This window comes from Rickettsia massiliae MTU5 (assembly GCF_000016625.1).
GTDB lineage: Bacteria > Pseudomonadota > Alphaproteobacteria > Rickettsiales > Rickettsiaceae > Rickettsia > Rickettsia rickettsii.
In genome coordinates, this window is sequence record NC_009900.1 from 1,141,406 (window position 1) to 1,158,239 (window position 16,834).

Below are 16,834 nucleotides of genomic sequence, written 5' to 3' on the forward strand. Positions count from 1 at the left end.
CCGGTCTTACCTTAGCGACTTCCCCACCTAACAAAGGATTAAAGTCGACCACCATACCTCACCTCTTTTCATAAAAATCGCGTTCTATTAACCCTTCTACCCACACTCATTGGCCTTCTCCTCAGCTTTTATATCTTGAGCCATGGCTTTGTAAGCGGCTTCAAGCTCCTCATTAATTACATAAGGTTTTAAAATTGCTCAATAAATTTGCTAATTTTACGTTCACCTATTACAAGAATAACGCCTATAATAAACCACTTCATCTATAGTAATTGTCAATTTCTTCTGCATAAAATACTCGTATACACGTGTGTTACACGTATGATATCATATATATAAATTAATCAACATGAGGATTATTTACTTTAGTAAACAAAGATAATAGCTATGAAAACTGACCACACAGGCAATAAGCATGATATTTTAAGACACCAGTTTTTGTTGGTAATTCTCTTTTAATTTTTGAAAATCCTCATCGGCATGGTATGAAGAACGGGTTAGCGGGCTTGCCGAAACCATCAAGAATCCTTTTGTTTTTGCTACTCGCTCTAGATATTTAAACTCTTCCGGCGTAACATATTTTGCGACCTCAGCATGATTTTTGGTAGGCTGCAGATACTGCCCGATAGTTAGGAAATCAACCTTTGCTTCTCTTAAATCATCCATAACCTGTACTACTTCATTTATTTCTTCCCCAAGCCCTACCATCATACCGGATTTTGTAAAAATGTCAGGAGATAATTTTTTGATATTATGAAGTAAGCTTAAAGAATTATAATATCTAGCCCCCGGTCTAATCGTTTTGTATAAAGACGGTACTGTTTCGACATTATGGTTAAAAACGTCAGGTTTTGCGTTTGCTATTATTTCAGCTGCTCCTTCTTTTCTTAAAAAATCGGGTGTTAGAATCTCAATAGTAGTATTTGGCGATGATTTTCGGATTTCGCTAATACACTCCGCAAAATGTGAAGCTCCGCCGTCCTCAAGATCATCACGATCGACGGAAGTAATTACTACATGCTTAAGATTTAGCTTTTGTACCGCCTCCGCTAACCTTTGCGGTTCATGCGGATCAAGTAAATCCGGTCTACCCGTTTTAACGTTACAAAACCTACAGGCTCTAGTACAAACCGAACCTAAAATCATCACAGTTGTATGTTTTTTTGACCAGCACTCACCAATATTAGGACAAGCAGCTTCCTCGCACACAGTATTTAATCTCAGATTCTTTATTAAATCTTTTGTATTATAGTACTCTGTAGAATTAGGAGCTTTTACTTTTATCCAATCAGGTCGTTTATTTAAATTAGCCATAAAACGGAAATAATTTAATTAATTTTGTCACTTCATTTAATACTTTCTGCTCAAGATCGCTATTATCTTCATTATTTTTTAAGCCGTCTAAAATATCTGCTACCATATAACCAACTAATACAAAATCCTTTTCTTTAAAGCCTCTAGTAGTACATGCGGGAGTACCAAGGCGAATACCTGAAGTGATAAAAGGCGAAGTTTCATCAAACGGGATAGCATTCTTATTACACGTAATCCCTGCTCTATCCAAAGAATTTGCGGCAAACTTACCCGTGATTCCGTCTTTACGCAAATCCACTAAAACAATATGATTATCGGTACCACCTGTTAATATATCATATCCTCTTTCTTGCAAGCTACTTGCTAAAGCTTTAGCGTTACTTATTACCTGCTGAATATAACTTTTATATTCAGGCTGCAAATTTTCTAAAAAAGCTACGGCTTTTGCGGCGATTATATGCATTAACGGACCACCTTGTAGTCCTGGAAATAATGCAGAATTTATTTTTTGACCTATCTCTTCATCGTTAGATAAAATTAAACCGCCTCTTGGACCTCTAAGTGTTTTATGAGTAGTAGAGGTAACAGCGTGAGCGTAAGGAATAGGGCTTTGATGCTCACCTGTGGCAACAAGTCCTGCAATATGAGCAATATCTGCCATAAAGTAAGCTCCTACTTTATCCACGATTTCTCTAAATTTTGCAAAATCAATATTACGAGGATAAGCAGAAAAACCGGCTATAAGTAATTTTGGTTTATGTAAATCCGCTAAGCGTTCAATCTCATCATAATCGATTAAATAAGTCTCTTTATTTACACTATAAGAAACGACGTTAAACCATTTACCGGACATATTAGGAGCTGCACCGTGCGTTAGATGCCCGCCGCTATCTAAAGACATACCAAGAACCGTATCACCCGGCTGTAATAAAGCAAGATATACAGCCTGATTTGCTTGTGATCCTGAATGAGGTTGGACATTTGCATATTTGCAGTTAAAGAGTTTTTTTACTCGTTCTATAGCTAAATTTTCAGCTTTATCTACTTCCTCGCAACCGTTATAGAATCGCTTACTTGGGTATCCTTCGGCATATTTGTTAGTCAGAAGCGACCCTTGAGCTTCAAGCACAGCAGGACTTACGAAATTTTCTGATGCAATAAGCTCGATTACGCTACTTTGACGTAGCTTTTCATGCTTTATTATTTCATTAATCTCTTTATCCGTTTCATGTAAATTTTTATTAAAAATATTCATTCATCCTCATATTCTTTTTTGGTTTTGTTGTGTGGAGATCTAATCGTCATTGCGAGGAAAAATTGAAAATTTTGACGAAGCAATCTCGTACCAAAATCCTGAGATTGCCACGCAGCCTACGGCTGCTCGCAATGACGGCTATTTATAAAATTAATCGCAATCTCAAGCCCCCGTCCATCTATTGAATGAGCAAGAGACGTTAATTTATGTCCACTATGCTCTATATGCAGCTTAGATAAATAGTTTGAAGCATTATACATCTCGCTAACACCGACCACCTCATCTAATTCCCCATGAATCAAGCATATAGGAGTAAGCTTATTATTAACTTCCATAGGTGGAATTAATGCACCCGAAAAACCTATAGTACAGAAAAACGGCTCTTTTTGAACTAGTGTTAAATATAACCCTATCATCGTACCTTGAGAAAAGCCAATAATGATAGTATCTTTGTTGGTTAGATTTAACTCGTCCTGCTTTTGCTTTATTATATCTTCAACCTTAGAAATATTATTTGCAATTAGCTTTGCCATAATATGCGGGCTGCGGTCTTGCAAACTAAACCATTGTCTACCATAAGGCATCATATCATAAGCCTCGATACCATGCGGGGAAATAAAATGACAATTGGGTAAATAATTTTTGATATAAGGCACAAGTCCTATTAAATCATGTCCGTCCGAGCCGACACCGTGCAGTAATACTACTAGCTTCTTCGGCGGCTGCTCTTTACTTTCTACTTCGGGGTATTCTAAATATTTGCTCATGTTTTTATATGTTTATGTACTTAAAATATTAAGGTTGAGTAGTAGTATACGAAGGTCAATTTCAAAAAGAGCAAGGAGTCTGCAAGGCAAGGAGCGGAGCGTATACTTAATACGTGAGCACCGCAGAACTTGGTAGACGACGACGCCAATTTTTGAAATTCACCGAGTATACGCTTTCAACATCTTCTCAAGTTCCCCACTTTGATATAACTCTCTAGCAATATCACACCCGCCGACTAATTCTTCGTTAATGTATAATTGTGGGAATGTCGGCCAGTCGCTAAATTTTTTTAAATCTTCACGTAATTCAGCATCAAAAAGTACATTAATATCACGAAATTCTACACCTAATTTATTCAAAATAGCTACTACGGTTCCTGAAAATCCGCATGCAGGCGACTCTTTAGTACCTTTCATGAACAATACTACTTTATTATTTTTTATTTCATTTTCTATAAATTTAAAATTTTTATTTTCTAGCATTTTAAGACTCAATAATTTATCTTCTAAAATACACTTTCTATAGCAATATATGCAAGCACAAATAGTTAATAAAATTTTTGAGATTTTTAGCAAGAATAATCCAAATCCGAAAACCGAATTAATATATAGGAATGATTTTACCTTATTAGTAGCAGTAATATTATCTGCTCAAGCCACTGATATATTAGTCAATTTAGCAACTAAATCTTTATTTGCAACTTATGATACACCAGAAAAAATTTTAGAACTCGGCGAAGAAGGACTTAAAAAATATATAAAATCTATCGGACTATTTAACAGCAAAGCAAAAAATATTATTGCATTATGTAAAATATTGATAAGCAATTATCAAGCTTCAGTACCAAATGATTTTAAGGAATTAATTAAACTACCAGGCGTTGGCAGAAAAACTGCTAATGTTGTACTAAATTGCTTATTCGGCATGCCTACAATGGCAGTTGATACGCATGTCTTTAGAGTAGCCAAAAGGATCGGGCTTGCTAAAGGCGGTACTCCTGAAATAGTAGAAAAAGAGCTACTGCAGATTATCGATAAAAAATGGCTAACGCATGCCCATCACTGGCTAATTCTGCACGGCAGATATATATGCAAAGCTAGAAAACCCGACTGCGACATCTGCCCTATTAAAGAGTATTGCGATTATTATTTTAACCTTAAATAAGAGTTATAGTAAATCTTATAAATTACCAATTATTTCTGAATAATATTCATGTTCTATAGAATTAGGTTTAGGATCAAGCGTTGCTAATGTTTCTAAATGACAAATAACGAACGGTGCACCTTTTTACCTTGCCCCCTGAATAATAGATACGGCTGTTTGCAAAACCAAGCGAATTCTCCTTCCATTTGTGCACTAGTTAATTCATGTAATATATTACCGTTTTTATCATAAAGACTAAATAAATGTGTTGTCATTATCCTCAATAAGTTTTATAGGGGTTTGTTTATTATCTAAATTTTCTTGCTGATGTCCTATATATATTTTATCTAAAACTCCTTTTTTCTCATATTCTTTAAGAATTATTTGTGTCATTTCCTTTACCGGTACAGTAATCATATATTCTTTTTTATTAGAATAAATATCTTTGGCACAGGCGGCAATAAAACTATGAAGTTTAACTGCAAGATTTTTATGTTTTATAATAAAAGGTTTTTCTTGATATATTGGAAGTCTTGCTATACCAGAATGCGAAATAAAGCTTGCATTTTGAGAAGTCAGCATGGTTATAAACATCTCTATAGATGAAGTATCAAGCGAGTCACCTTTTTGTCATATTTTATTGGAAACAAAGGCTACATAATACATCGGTTAAGCCTTGATCATGATAATCTAAACTAGCGGAAAAGGCATACTTCCCCTTATCAAAAATTTTTATTACCAGATCATTGCCTTGATAAGAACTTTGAAAGCTACTCTGCTTACCCAAAAAATCTTGCCAAGTAGACATATTCGCTCCGTTGACTTTTACCATATAAAAATGTAAATCATCTTCCTGTTTATAATGATGAATTTCTGAATTTACTTTTTGTATTTGTGTCTCTTGTAACTTTTTAGAAATACCCTGTAAATCAGAATATTGTTTTTATCTATTTTACTGAAATTATACTTAGAACCAAGCCGTAAAACTTGCCCATACTGCATTTCGATTCCATCCGGGGTTTTAGCTTCTTTACATGCAGCTTTTATAAATTGACTTAACTGTTCTTCATCTTTAGTAAAACTAAGAATTTTTTTAATAAAGCCTCTTTTTTCTGTAATCTGTCATATTAACATCAGTATGATTAGTAGTAATATTTATGCCTGTTTTTAATCTTAAATTAAAAATATCTTCCATATATCTATAGAAGGTATAAATTTCTATAGTTTGGGGCTTAAAAGATGAATTATCATTTAATTGCAAAATAAAATCATTTACTTCTTTCCAATTTTCATAAGTTGATATATCAAGAGAGATAATTTTATCCTTTACTATATCAGGATTTTGAAGAAAATTAAAAATCTCTTGTAAGCTTATTCCCTCTAAATTTGTACAATCTAAGACACCGTCTTTCATAGAAGATAGTGCTTCTTTCAATTGATCATTGATTTCTTTCATTTTATAAATCTTTTAAATATTAATGCTTAAAGAAATACTAAGAAATTAATATTTTGTCAACAAAATATCTTATGTGATTATAAAGATACGGCTAAGTGATGTGTACAAATACTTTAAATTTTAATATATTTTCAAGTTGACAATTTTTTGCTTACTTCATAATATCTAAGCTCAATTTGATAAAGGTAAAATTTATGCGTTCAGCACTTATAACTTCTATATTAGTAGCTGTAGCTTTCTTAACAAGTGCTTGTAATACAATGCAAGGTACAGGTCAAGATATGCAGGCAACCGGTAAAAAACTTGAAGATTCGGCAGAAAGAAATAAGCCTAAAAAAGATTGCGGCTGTCCTCACAGCTCAGCTAACTAAATATACTGTTTTTTATAATGGGTCGTCTGCTGATGCTTCATTTACTCGGAGTATATATCGCAGACGACTTTTTATTTGTCTGCCTTATCGATTTCTGCTTTTAGCTTTTCTATTTCTTTTTTTGAAAGTTTAGTATATTTAATTATTGTTTCTAGAGGCTCTTTATCAATTAGCATTTCTTTTGCTATTTCAATATTGCTTCTAGCTTCGCCTTCAGCTCTTCCTTCCTCTTTCATCTTTTTAAAAGCACTAGTTTCAATTCTAAGCCACTCTAAACGATTTTCATATTCCTCTCTTTCTGCATCATTTAAATTTATTACCTCAAGCACGGTTAATGCTTTTCTCAATAAATCATTATCCAATTCTTTCGGTAAATTATCTTTATTTAATAAATCATTACGTGTTAAAAATGCTAGCCATATATCTAAAGCATTTTTAACTTTCTTGACGACATCAGATCACTCCTCCTTAGGATTCTTAGCAAATTTATTAAGCTCTATCATATGTAACTCTATATCTTTAAAATATACTAAACCACTTTTTATTTCCTTTAACTGAAAAGAATTATGATATTCATCTGTATCTGTAATACTGGTAAAGTTAAGTATGTGTAGTATCCCTATTGTTTTATTTAATGCCGCATAGTCTGATCCCTCTTTACAGTTGCTCCGTATACATTTTCGCCCAGTAATACAAAGCTCTTTTATCGTAATCCGCTGCATCGGTTACTTGGATTTCGATATTATACCTTTTACTGCTTTTACTTGTGGCTTTTATATCAAGTATAGATAGTTTATCGGCTTTAAAATTCTTTGGATTATACGGATTAAGTAATGTTACTTCTACAATCTGATCTTTCTCACTTACTATCGAATTAATAAGCGATATCAATAAATCTTTTCTTCTACTCCGAAGATTTTTTTAAACGCTAAATCTACTCTCGGATTAACTTTTGACATATTATTATGTTACTGAATGTTATTTTCTCTTTATTTTAGCATATTCTGAGGTAAATATTCTACTATAAATTTATATTAAATCTTTTGCTTATTCACCAATCTATATATCTCTTTTTTACTATAAACATCTTTGAATTTGTCATAAACAAGTTCGGTAGTAGTTTTGCTACTTAAGTTTTTACTTAAGCAAAGTTCTATAAATTTTTCTAATTTTTTTTGTTGGTTTTGTTCCTGTATATTTCCTGAAATCAACAATACTATCTCACCTTTTAAAATATTATTTTGATAGAACTCTATTATTTCATCTATATCCCCTGTTTTTATTTCTTGATACAGTTTAGTTAACTCACGAGCTACACATATTTCTCGGTTTCCTAGTATTTCCTTAGCTACCGATAAAGTATTTATCAAACGAGGGGCCGTTTCAAAAAAAATCAAAGTAGCCTTAAGATTTACTAGTGCAGAAAAAATCTCTTTCTTACTTTCTATAGTTTTAGGTAAAAACCCGTGAAATAAAAATCGATCAGTAGGAAGAGCCGATAAAGTTAGAGCAGTAATCGGTGCAGATACTCCCGGTACTACGTCTATATGACAATGAAGATTGCGTATATCTCTAACTAACTTATAGCCGGGATCGGAAATTAAAGGAGTCCCTGCATCAGAAATTAAGCTTATTATATTGCCCGATTTTATTAAATTTATGATATTTTCTCTATCTTTCTCGTCACTATGATCATTATAAATTTGTAATTTTGTATGAATGTCATGTTTTGCTAGCAATTTTTGTGATATTCTAGTATCCTCGCATAAAATAATATCCGAATTTTTTAAAGTCGATATAGCACGAAGCGTTATATCTTCAAAATTACCGATCGGTGTTGAAACAATATATAATCCCGGTTTGGAAAGATATCTAATCATAGTTTTTTAATTTTAAGTAACATTATGGCTAGTATAAAACATAAACTACGAATCGTTCTATCATTTTTTTGCTTGATATATTTAACGTCCTGTCAAACTCCTAAAGAAGCACCTATAAGTTTTCCTAAAAAAGCACAAAAAGAAATTGAGATTGCAATTTTAATGCCAAATCAGGGGCCTGATAGTATTGTCGGGAAACAATATAAAGATTTAATTAAAATGGGACTTAACGACGGAATCAAATCTTACATACATGTTACTTCTTACGACGGTTCAGACGAAAAAAATGTTTTAGCCGCTATGGATAAAATAGTAGCACGTAAAACTAAGATTATTTTAGGTCCTCTATATTCTAACTTTACCTCTCTAATAGCCGAAAAAGCCAAGGCCAATGATATTATTATAATAACTATGTCAAATAATCCGGCTCTTGCAGAAGATAAATTATTTGTATTCGGTCATGCACCTTTAAAACAACTGATACGTATCATTAATTATTACGCAAGTAACGACCATAAAGATTTTATGGCATTATTACCTAAAGGGAAGCATTCGCAAACTATTAGTCAAGTAATGCAAAATATATTGATTCAGAACAATGCATCATTATCACGCACTGAATTTTATGAGGATAATCCTGAATCTATAGCAAAAGCCGCAAGAAATATTTCAGACAATACCGATATTATAAATGAACGTAGCGACACGACAAAACCGGTTATTTATCTATCAGACGATCCAAAAAATTTAAACCTACTCGCTGATAGTATTCGTAAATATAATTTAGATAAAAAGGCTATTTTAATCGGTGATAATCGTATTGATATCGATTACCCTGAAAATATCGATATTAGCTTTACCGGCTCTTTAAATTTACTCAATAGCAACGTTCCGGATAGGGCAAAAGACTTAGGTATTAACCATATAGGCTTCATGCATCTTCTTTCTTATGATTTAGGACGTATGACTGCAAACTATATAGGCAATGAATTTGCATCTGAAAGGTTTTTAAATAGAATGAACAGTAGACAACCTTATATAGGTTTATCCGGTAATATTCATTTCATCGATGGAGTAGCTCAGAGACGATATGATATTATTAGGAAAGAGAATGGGATATATTCTACTGTTTCAGGAAATTAGGGAGTTGTTGTATCTTGGTCACTCAGTGGCCTGACCATGTTGTTGTACGAACGTTCAGGATGTCATTCCTGCGAAAGCGGGAATGACATTGAGTAGGTTTTTCAAGCCATGCAACAAGGCTGGTCAAGCCACGGGATGACAAAGGGACACTAAAAATTAATTATTTATTTTTATCATTATCACTACCGTCGTCTTTCATGCCGTCTTTAAAAGCTTTAAGACCTTTAGCAAGATCGGACATGACTTGCGGTAATTTGCCGGCACCGAATAATACAAAAATAATTAATAAAACTATTAATAAATGGCTAACGCTCATTCCCATGATATTTTTGCTGTATAAGTTAAAATTTAATTATATAAGATATTATAGCTCTAATCTAGGATAAAATAATTAAAGAAATGTTTACTAAAAAACAATTTTCAGAATTTTTTGCTACTTTTTTTTATATCGGAAAAATAAAATACTGCCCAGGCACTTTTGGATCGATTACTGCTTTCCCTCTAACTTATTTCTTAATATATTTTATTGTTAATAACAAAATAATCATTCCTTTCTTAAGTCTTACTCTCGGTGAAGCTCAACTTGTCAGTATATTTATTATAAGCTTTAGCCTATGTTTGATACTCTTAATACTCGGCACTTATTTTACTAAAATATATTTAAATCATACAAATTCAGAAGACCCTAAAGAAGTGGTAATTGATGAAGTAGTAGGGCAAATGCTAACTATCGTTTTAGTATTTTTTTCCGCTTTATTTGCTAATGAATCGTATTTAATTAAATATTTTAGTCCGCTAACAATAAATATTATATTACTTTTCGTATTACCTTTTTGTCTATTCCGATTTTTTGATATAGTAAAGCCCTGGCCTATTAATTGGTTGGACAAAAATATTAAGGGCAGTATCGGCGTTATGCTTGATGATTTGCTAGCCGCAATATTTGCTGCGGTAACTCAATACGCAATTATATTTGTGTTAATAGATATTCGACAATAGATTTGCTATAAAAAAAGATCATTGACTAATTTCTAATATAATAATATAATACGACAAATATTTATAAATTTTTAAAGAGATAGTTTTCATGTTCGCAGTTATAAAAGCAGGTGGAAAACAATATAAAGTAGACAGAAATAGTATCATTAAAGTCGAAAAAATTGATGGAGAACTTGGCTCTAAAATTCAGTTTGATCAAATTTTAATGATTGGCGAATACTCAAAGCCTTCTTTTATTGGGACTCCAATAGTTAAAGGGGCTGTCGTTACGGCTGAAATTACTAACCAACTTAAAGATAATAAAATTATAGTCTTTAAGAAAAAGCGTAGAAAAAATTATCGTCGTAAAGCCGGTCATCGTCAAGAATTGACGGAATTAAAAATATTAGATATTACCAAACAATAATAATAACTTAAAAGGAATTATAAAATGGCAACCAAAAAAGCCGGTGGTAGTTCTAGGAACGGAAGAGACTCGGCCGGTCGAAGGCTGGGAGTTAAGAAAGCCGATGGACAATATGTAATACCCGGTAATATTATAGTTAGACAACGCGGCACAAAAATTCATCCTGGAACGAATGTAGGGCTTGGCAAAGATCATACAATATTTGCTTTGATAGAAGGTAGAGTAGAATTTTTAACTAAGCGAAATCATAAAATCGTGAATGTTAAAGAAATTGCCAGTACTTATTAAGTATTATGGTTTGATCTACTAGTGTTACGTGGAACGCAAAATGCTTTTTATGGCATTGTTGCGTTGATTGGTAAAATCCACTTTGTCACCCCGTGGCTTGACTACAGGGTCCATAAAAACAATTTAAAGTACTAATATTATTAGTATTTTAAGCTGGATCCCGTGATCAAGTCACGAGATGACAATTGAAAACCGTTCCACACAATAATGTCTGTAAGTGAGCTAGATGACGACAGGCGGAAATTAATTATATAACATAATATTGCTATTAGGCTTTCTTTACTTATGGCCTTAATAATTCAAAAGTTTGGTGGCACTTCCGTTGCAAATATTGATAGAATCAAAAAAATCGTTCCTATCATCAAGACCGAAATAGCTAAAAATAACCAAGTAATTGTCGTAGTTTCGGCTATGGCAGGTGTTACTAATCAACTTGTCACATTGTGTAATGAAGTATCAAGCCTTAACAACATTTCTCAATTTGCAGAATATGATGTAGCACTTTCTAGCGGTGAAATAGTCACTGCTTCATTACTAGCGCTCGCTCTTCAAGAAGAAGACATAAAGGCGCGATCATTTCTAGCTTGGCAATTACCGATGCTCACCGATCATAATCATAGTAAAGCTTTAGTAGAATCAATTACTACAGATTTACTAGAAAAATATTTACAGTTAAATACCGTCCCTATAATAGCCGGTTTTCAAGGAATTAACAAATCCAATAGGTTAACTACTTTGGGCAGAGGAGGATCTGATACTACTGCCGCCTTAATCGCTGCAGCTATGAAAGCCGATAGATGTGATATTTATACCGATGTAGAGGGAATATTTACTGCTGATCCAAGAATTATTCCAAATGCCAAGAAGATAAAAGAAATAGATTTTTTAGAAATGTTAGAACTAGCATCAAGTGGAGCAAAAGTACTACACCCTAGAGCCGGAGAGTTAGTAATGCGATATAAAATAGATATGCGTGTTCTGTCAACATTTTCACCGGATACAGAAGGTACGTTAATCACTTCAAAGGATAAAAATATGGAGAATGGGATTATTAACAGCATTACTTCTAATAAAAATTTATTAAAAATATCTGTAAAGAGCATTTCTTTAAGTTTTTTGCAAGTTGCAAATATGATTACACAAAATAATAATCATATTGAGTTTATGCAAGAGACAAAAAATAATGAAGAATATAGTTTTATTACAAATTTAACCGATAAAAATAATTTACAAGCTTTACTGACTAATTTAAAAGATGATAAGCAGATACAAGATTTTACTCTTGATACCGAAATTGCTACAATCTCTCTTATTGGTTATGGGATTAAAAATGATTGTAAATTACTTGAAACGATATTATCAAAGTTAACGAAAGATAATATAAATGTTAACATGATACAATTATCAGAAGTTAAAATTACCTTATTCATAAAGGATCAAGATGCAGAAAAAACAATTTTTAATTTATATAATCTTTTTAAAATATCTTAGATTCTGCACCTGAAATTTAATTTATAGTAAAAGAAGTGAAAAAGACATGGTTCCTACTACAGAAAAATTTTATAATTTGTGACAAAAAACGTTAAAATAGATTAATTTAAATTTCATATATAAGACCTAAATACTTAATTCAATAGCTTAAATTTATTATTTTCATTATAATTATCTTCTATTTACTATTTATTAGTTATATATTAATAAATAAGTCTCAGAGGCTATCTATGAAGTTATTTTAACTCTCAATTTTTAGGAGTAAATTTTACAGGAAAAAATAATGAGCGAAGATATAAGGTCAAAAGAAAGATTTAATCAGATGAACGATATATCAGAAACAAATAAAGATGGTCCAGAAGAAATTAGAAATAATTTTAAAAAATTTGTACTGAATATATTAGAAACAGACAATATAACCCCGTATAAGTTAAGTGAAAAAACAGGTACTCATGAAACAGCGTGGAAAAATTTTCTAGATGGTCGTACAAAAATGCCTGATATGGGAGCAATTGTTGCTCTTGCAGATTATAAAAATGTTCCACTAGATGAAGTAATAGGCAGAGATATAAATAAAGCAAAAAAGATAACGGTAGAAACAAAACAAACTCCGAAAATATCGGCATCTATAGCTAAACTACCAAAAGATATACTTCAAGAAGCCATGTTGATAGGAGAACAAACTAAAGGATTTATTCATAAACCCACAAATAAAGAGAAAAAATCTTTTGCTGAACAAGTTAAAAGCTCTAATAAACCGAAAGGAAGGTCTATCTAAATAAAAATATGTTTTTCAATATTGATCCTAATATAAAACCTTACTTGATATTCTAAAATGGAAAATAACTTCAAAACGACCAAAATGGCCGACAGCATTGCCGCTTACTACACTGATATTCCACCACAAAAAATAACTAGCAATAAAAATACACAGCTAAATCTCGATCGCTTCAGACAAGATGAATTTAAGGACGAGTCTGCACAGTGTACATTAGATTAGTACGGGACTACAGACGAGTTCCACGAAATACATTAGTATCAAGCGATCGAGATGACGCTGTACGAGTAGCCTATGTAGGGCATGTAACCTTTTAAATTCAAATAGACGGTTTAAATATCTTAACCGATCCGGTACGGTCGGAGCGGGTTAGTCCTTTTACTTTTGCAGGACCAAAGAGAGTGGTAAAACCCGGTATTAATTTTACTGATTGACCTAAAATCGATGTTATATTAATAAGCCATAATCACTATGACCATTGAGACATCAGAACAATTAAAGATTTATGGGTACGAAATAAGCCTAAGATTATTACACCGCTAATGAATGACGTAATAATCAAAAAACATATTACCGATGCAGAAATTGTTACCTTAGGGTGGGGAGAGTCATATAAAGAACAAGAAATACAGCTAAATTCAAAAAGTTTCCAAGAAGATGCAATTAAAGGCGATGTAGAATTTTATTTAGAACCGATACAGCATTGGTCGGCTAGAGGAATATTTGATAAAAATAAAGCATTATGGGGAACTTTTATCATTAAAACTAAGATAGGAGATATTTGTTTTATAGGTGATTCGGGTTATAACTATACTCTTTTCAAAGAGATCGGAAAAAAACATAATATTTTAATAAGCCTTATTCCGATAGGGGCTTATGAACCAAGATGGTTTATGAAACCGGTGCATATGCATCCTGAAGAAGCCGTATTTACTCATTTGGACTTAGGCGCTAAATATTCTATAGCTAGTCATTTTGACGTCTTTCAATTAGCTGATGAAGCATTTAATGCCGCTCCTTTGGAACTTCGACAAGCTATGAAAAAACATAATATTGATGAAAATAAGTTTATTATCTCTGAAATAGGTGAATTTTTCCTATTTGATAAAAACGATTTATAGTTTATGAACTTAAATTAGATGTGTTTTGTCTACCCATACTATATGTTTTACTGGATCCCGTGAATAAATCACGGGATGACAGAGAGGAATAATAATAAGCCACACCAAAACCACCCCTGAACGACACAAAATTCAGTTTATAATGGAGATAACAGCATATTTATTACTGAATGAGAAAATTGCCAATTTCTGATTTATCACGAGAAGAGAAAATAGAGCTACTAAATGGTTGTGCTTGGGGCGTTGCATTAGTCCATAATATTCTACCACTTTTGGCTTCTACTATTCCTATAGACATAAATATATTATCTGCATTACTTACTGAACAACCCAAAGCACTCATTAAAAAGTCACGTGTACGAGCTCCATTAGTCTTTATCATTTGCACATAATTAAGTAATACAAATATATCAGTTCCTGTTTTTTCTCCTAAAATTATAACAGGTTCACCTATATTTTAAGTCATTGAGAAAGCTTTTGCTTCAGGCCATAATAAAGGCGTATATAAAGCAGTATAAGCATTATTATAGGAGCTACGGAAACGAGATACTAAAATCATCAAGCTTTTGTGTTCTAATATCTTTGGTTGCAATAACTTAACTCTTAAACCATTCTTCTGCATTGCTAAAGAAATTTCTTGCCTCAACAATTCTTCCAAATGATCTTCATAGTCATATTTACGTTCTTTGCAATTACCAATATCTAGCATATATACTTCCGTTTGCATCGGTAAAACTAATATTTCCTTGTATAGATAAGATAATAAAAATTATAGATTTATGAAAAATTTTAATAACATTTAAAGTTAAAAAAATTACAAATAAAGATACTTACATTCATTATTTCGTCAAGATTTATTTTTTACCTATTACGGTTAAATAATATGGTCATAGAATAAGCAAGTACGGCAAACATGCAAAGATATAAAATCGGGAATAGGTTAAAATCAAATGATTTTATTACCTTTGCACAAATATAATTAGCAGTACCGGACATTAACATTGAGCCGATATTATGTCCTAAACTTATAACACGATAGCGTTCTTTAACTACAAAAGACTTAATAACTATACTATGAGCAAGAGCATTAAAAGGTGCAACTGATACAGCTAACATTAAACTAGTTGCAAGTCCTAAATTAGTCATTTGATATTTTACTGCTATCACAAAAAATACACTTGCTGTAATAGTACATATAAATGCGATTTTTAATACCGAATTAACTCCTAAGCGATCTGCAATAAAACCGGCAATCGGCATGCAAACAGCAAAACATATTACTATTAAGACCGAAAAAGAACTCATAATAATACCGACTGAAGGTAATATGATCGGTAAATATTGCTTCATAAAGATGATCGCAATTTGATATGTTGCTCCAAAACCTCCGGCTAAAAATATTAACCGTGCAATATTTTTCCATTGCTTTTTAATTATAGAGCTAAGTTTTTCAATAGAATCTTGGCTATAGTGTGCTTTTTTAAACGCCGGTGTTTCATCAAATTTCTGGCGATAATAAAGAGTTATTAATGCAAGTGGTAAACTTAGTAAAAACGGAATACGCCAACCCCACTCCGGAAAAATATGAGAATTAAAGAAATTAGTTGCACCGATTCCGCATAATAAACCCATTACTCCTGTACATCTAGTTATTGCCGAGGCAGTAAATCGGTATTTTGCTCCTAAATGTTCAATAACATAAATCGCTGCACCGTCATATTCCCCTCCAATAAAAATACCTTGCATGAAGCGACATAACACTAAAATTATTGTACTCCAAACTCCTATCGAGGCATAATCGGGCAATAAACCTATTATTAAGGTAGGGATTACAATACCGATAATCGTAAAACTTAAGGCTTTTTTTCGACCGTATATATCCCCTATACGTCCAAAAATATAAGCACCCATAGGCTTTGATAAATATGCTGCTGCATAAACGGCAAAAACATTTACAAGCTTTGTTAATAGATCAGTACTGGCTGAAAAGAATTTATCAGCGATAATTGCCGCTGAAAAACCATATAAACTATAGTCGTAATATTCAATAATAGTGCCTAAAAAAGCACCGAGAACTTTATTGCGTGATTTTGTTTGTTTCATTTTAAAGGTATACTGTGAGTAAACGAAAAGTAGGTAGACGAAGTTTAATTTGGAAAAGAGCAAGGCATCTTGAAGCTGATAACCACAGCTGTACATACTAGTACGTGAGGATTATCAGCAAAAGACAACGTAGCCAATTTTTCAAATTAAACGAGTATACATAACCGCTTTGGCCGTTACTTAAAATCCTTTAAAGACCTTTATGTAAAGGTGGACTTCATATATCTAAACTGAATTAGTATTAGACAGGGACGATGTCCTAAAAGTTAGTGGTAGTCCTAGGTTAATATTAAGCTCACGAACCAAGCAGCCAAGAGC

24 protein-coding genes, 1 other RNA gene and 2 pseudogenes are annotated in these 16,834 nt (G+C 32.4%); 11 read left to right on the forward strand and 16 right to left on the reverse strand.

The features are described from left to right. Window positions 1–423 precede the first annotated feature (423 nt). Both lipA and glyA read right to left on the reverse strand, forming a co-directional pair. Entirely contained in the window at window positions 424–1,314 is an 891-nt protein-coding gene (gene lipA, locus RMA_RS06230) for a lipoyl synthase (RefSeq protein WP_012153124.1), read from the reverse strand. Then, window positions 1,307–2,569, reverse strand: coding sequence for a serine hydroxymethyltransferase (gene glyA / locus RMA_RS06235; RefSeq protein ID WP_012153125.1), 1,263 nt, complete (start codon window positions 2,567–2,569; stop codon window positions 1,307–1,309). The genes lipA and glyA overlap by 8 nt, the downstream gene beginning before the upstream one ends. 29 nt (window positions 2,570–2,598) lie before the next feature. Between glyA and RMA_RS12325 the strand changes: the two are divergent. After that, window positions 2,599–2,718 (forward strand): annotated as a pseudogene (locus tag RMA_RS12325) (zinc ABC transporter substrate-binding protein); the annotation flags it as partial. On the opposite strand, the gene RMA_RS06240 reads toward RMA_RS12325, so the two are convergent. Both RMA_RS06240 and grxD read right to left on the reverse strand, forming a co-directional pair. Then, window positions 2,686–3,336: a hydrolase gene (locus RMA_RS06240; protein WP_012153126.1), complete on the reverse strand. Its 651-nt coding sequence runs from the start codon at window positions 3,334–3,336 to the stop codon at window positions 2,686–2,688. The pseudogene RMA_RS12325 and the gene RMA_RS06240 overlap by 33 nt on opposite strands. Before the next feature lie 159 nt (window positions 3,337–3,495). Further along, window positions 3,496–3,819 carry a Grx4 family monothiol glutaredoxin gene (gene grxD / locus RMA_RS06245; protein WP_041405047.1) on the reverse strand — a complete coding sequence of 108 codons (324 nt, stop codon included), beginning with the start codon at window positions 3,817–3,819 and terminating at the stop codon, window positions 3,496–3,498. A 49-nt stretch (window positions 3,820–3,868) separates the two neighbouring features. Between grxD and nth the strand changes: the two genes are divergently transcribed. Beyond that, window positions 3,869–4,501 carry an endonuclease III gene (nth, locus tag RMA_RS06250; RefSeq protein ID WP_012153128.1) on the forward strand — a complete coding sequence of 211 codons (633 nt, stop codon included), beginning with the start codon at window positions 3,869–3,871 and terminating at the stop codon, window positions 4,499–4,501. Between the two features lie 234 nt (window positions 4,502–4,735). Here nth and RMA_RS06255 read toward each other — a convergent pair whose 3' ends face one another. The 3 genes from RMA_RS06255 to RMA_RS10065 all read right to left on the reverse strand — a co-directional run bounded on the left by RMA_RS06255 (window position 4,736) and on the right by RMA_RS10065 (window position 5,936). Next, a complete protein-coding gene (locus RMA_RS06255; RefSeq protein WP_041405048.1) occupies window positions 4,736–5,062 on the reverse strand; it encodes a hypothetical protein in 327 nt (108 codons plus the stop codon). Between the two features lie 55 nt (window positions 5,063–5,117). Then, window positions 5,118–5,312, reverse strand: a complete 195-nt coding sequence (locus RMA_RS10225; RefSeq protein ID WP_041404850.1) for a hypothetical protein — start codon at window positions 5,310–5,312, stop codon at window positions 5,118–5,120. A gap of 261 nt (window positions 5,313–5,573) precedes the next feature. Then, the gene (locus RMA_RS10065) at window positions 5,574–5,936 is read right to left on the reverse strand and encodes a hypothetical protein (protein WP_014365440.1); all 363 of its coding nucleotides are present in this window, start codon (window positions 5,934–5,936) and stop codon (window positions 5,574–5,576) included. A gap of 194 nt (window positions 5,937–6,130) precedes the next feature. On the opposite strand from RMA_RS10065, the gene RMA_RS06270 reads away from it, so the two are divergent. Beyond that, window positions 6,131–6,307 carry an entericidin A/B family lipoprotein gene (locus tag RMA_RS06270; protein ID WP_014365439.1) on the forward strand — a complete coding sequence of 59 codons (177 nt, stop codon included), beginning with the start codon at window positions 6,131–6,133 and terminating at the stop codon, window positions 6,305–6,307. 71 nt (window positions 6,308–6,378) lie between these two features. Here the strand turns inward: RMA_RS06270 and RMA_RS11380 are convergent, their stop codons facing one another. From RMA_RS11380 to rsmI, 4 genes are all read right to left on the reverse strand, one after another. Further along, window positions 6,379–6,669, reverse strand: coding sequence for a hypothetical protein (locus tag RMA_RS11380; RefSeq protein ID WP_238375448.1), 291 nt, complete (start codon window positions 6,667–6,669; stop codon window positions 6,379–6,381). 96 nt (window positions 6,670–6,765) lie between these two features. Further along, on the reverse strand, window positions 6,766–7,029 hold the full coding sequence (locus RMA_RS11385) for an Rpn family recombination-promoting nuclease/putative transposase (protein WP_238375449.1): 264 nt from the start codon (window positions 7,027–7,029) through the stop codon (window positions 6,766–6,768). Beyond that, window positions 6,965–7,198 carry an Rpn family recombination-promoting nuclease/putative transposase gene (locus RMA_RS08870; protein WP_012153131.1) on the reverse strand — a complete coding sequence of 78 codons (234 nt, stop codon included), beginning with the start codon at window positions 7,196–7,198 and terminating at the stop codon, window positions 6,965–6,967. Before RMA_RS08870 ends, RMA_RS11385 begins: the two co-directional genes overlap by 65 nt. A gap of 143 nt (window positions 7,199–7,341) precedes the next feature. After that, window positions 7,342–8,187, reverse strand: coding sequence for a 16S rRNA (cytidine(1402)-2'-O)-methyltransferase (gene rsmI, locus RMA_RS06285; protein ID WP_012153132.1), 846 nt, complete (start codon window positions 8,185–8,187; stop codon window positions 7,342–7,344). A gap of 24 nt (window positions 8,188–8,211) precedes the next feature. On the opposite strand from rsmI, the gene RMA_RS06290 reads away from it, so the two are divergent. Beyond that, window positions 8,212–9,330, forward strand: coding sequence for a penicillin-binding protein activator (locus RMA_RS06290; protein ID WP_041404852.1), 1,119 nt, complete (start codon window positions 8,212–8,214; stop codon window positions 9,328–9,330). Between the two features lie 160 nt (window positions 9,331–9,490). On the opposite strand, the gene RMA_RS06295 is transcribed toward RMA_RS06290, so the two are convergent. Next, window positions 9,491–9,652: a Sec-independent protein translocase subunit TatA gene (locus RMA_RS06295; protein WP_014365434.1), complete on the reverse strand. Its 162-nt coding sequence runs from the start codon at window positions 9,650–9,652 to the stop codon at window positions 9,491–9,493. Window positions 9,653–9,729: 77 nt separating this feature from the next. On the opposite strand from RMA_RS06295, the gene RMA_RS06300 reads away from it, so the two are divergent. The 7 genes and pseudogenes from RMA_RS06300 to RMA_RS06330 all read left to right on the forward strand — a co-directional run bounded on the left by RMA_RS06300 (window position 9,730) and on the right by RMA_RS06330 (window position 14,413). After that, entirely contained in the window at window positions 9,730–10,329 is a 600-nt protein-coding gene (locus tag RMA_RS06300) for a phosphatidylglycerophosphatase A (RefSeq protein ID WP_041404853.1), read from the forward strand. Window positions 10,330–10,417: 88 nt separating this feature from the next. After that, a complete protein-coding gene (gene rplU, locus RMA_RS06305) occupies window positions 10,418–10,735 on the forward strand; it encodes a 50S ribosomal protein L21 (RefSeq protein WP_004997480.1) in 318 nt (105 codons plus the stop codon). 24 nt (window positions 10,736–10,759) lie between these two features. Then, the gene (gene rpmA / locus RMA_RS06310) at window positions 10,760–11,023 is read left to right on the forward strand and encodes a 50S ribosomal protein L27 (protein WP_012153137.1); all 264 of its coding nucleotides are present in this window, start codon (window positions 10,760–10,762) and stop codon (window positions 11,021–11,023) included. A 285-nt stretch (window positions 11,024–11,308) separates the two neighbouring features. Then, on the forward strand, window positions 11,309–12,514 hold the full coding sequence (locus RMA_RS06315) for an aspartate kinase (RefSeq protein WP_014365430.1): 1,206 nt from the start codon (window positions 11,309–11,311) through the stop codon (window positions 12,512–12,514). Window positions 12,515–12,797: 283 nt separating this feature from the next. After that, the gene (locus tag RMA_RS06320) at window positions 12,798–13,292 is read left to right on the forward strand and encodes a hypothetical protein (RefSeq protein ID WP_041404854.1); all 495 of its coding nucleotides are present in this window, start codon (window positions 12,798–12,800) and stop codon (window positions 13,290–13,292) included. A gap of 147 nt (window positions 13,293–13,439) precedes the next feature. Beyond that, window positions 13,440–13,597: pseudogene (locus RMA_RS12130) on the forward strand (palindromic element RPE3 domain-containing protein); the annotation flags it as partial. 237 nt (window positions 13,598–13,834) lie between these two features. After that, the gene (locus RMA_RS06330) at window positions 13,835–14,413 is read left to right on the forward strand and encodes an MBL fold metallo-hydrolase (protein WP_148194448.1); all 579 of its coding nucleotides are present in this window, start codon (window positions 13,835–13,837) and stop codon (window positions 14,411–14,413) included. A gap of 163 nt (window positions 14,414–14,576) precedes the next feature. On the opposite strand, the gene RMA_RS06335 is transcribed toward RMA_RS06330, so the two are convergent. From RMA_RS06335 to ssrS, 4 genes are all read right to left on the reverse strand, one after another. Further along, complete coding sequence (locus tag RMA_RS06335; RefSeq protein ID WP_238375450.1) at window positions 14,577–14,795, reverse strand: hypothetical protein; 219 nt, start codon at window positions 14,793–14,795, stop codon at window positions 14,577–14,579. Between the two features lie 75 nt (window positions 14,796–14,870). Then, the gene (locus RMA_RS06340; RefSeq protein ID WP_041404855.1) at window positions 14,871–15,140 is read right to left on the reverse strand and encodes a hypothetical protein; all 270 of its coding nucleotides are present in this window, start codon (window positions 15,138–15,140) and stop codon (window positions 14,871–14,873) included. Between the two features lie 134 nt (window positions 15,141–15,274). Beyond that, window positions 15,275–16,516, reverse strand: coding sequence for an MFS transporter (locus RMA_RS06345; protein ID WP_041404856.1), 1,242 nt, complete (start codon window positions 16,514–16,516; stop codon window positions 15,275–15,277). A gap of 157 nt (window positions 16,517–16,673) precedes the next feature. Next, a non-coding RNA gene (gene ssrS, locus RMA_RS08875) (6S RNA) lies at window positions 16,674–16,832 on the reverse strand. Window positions 16,833–16,834: the final 2 nt, after the last annotated feature.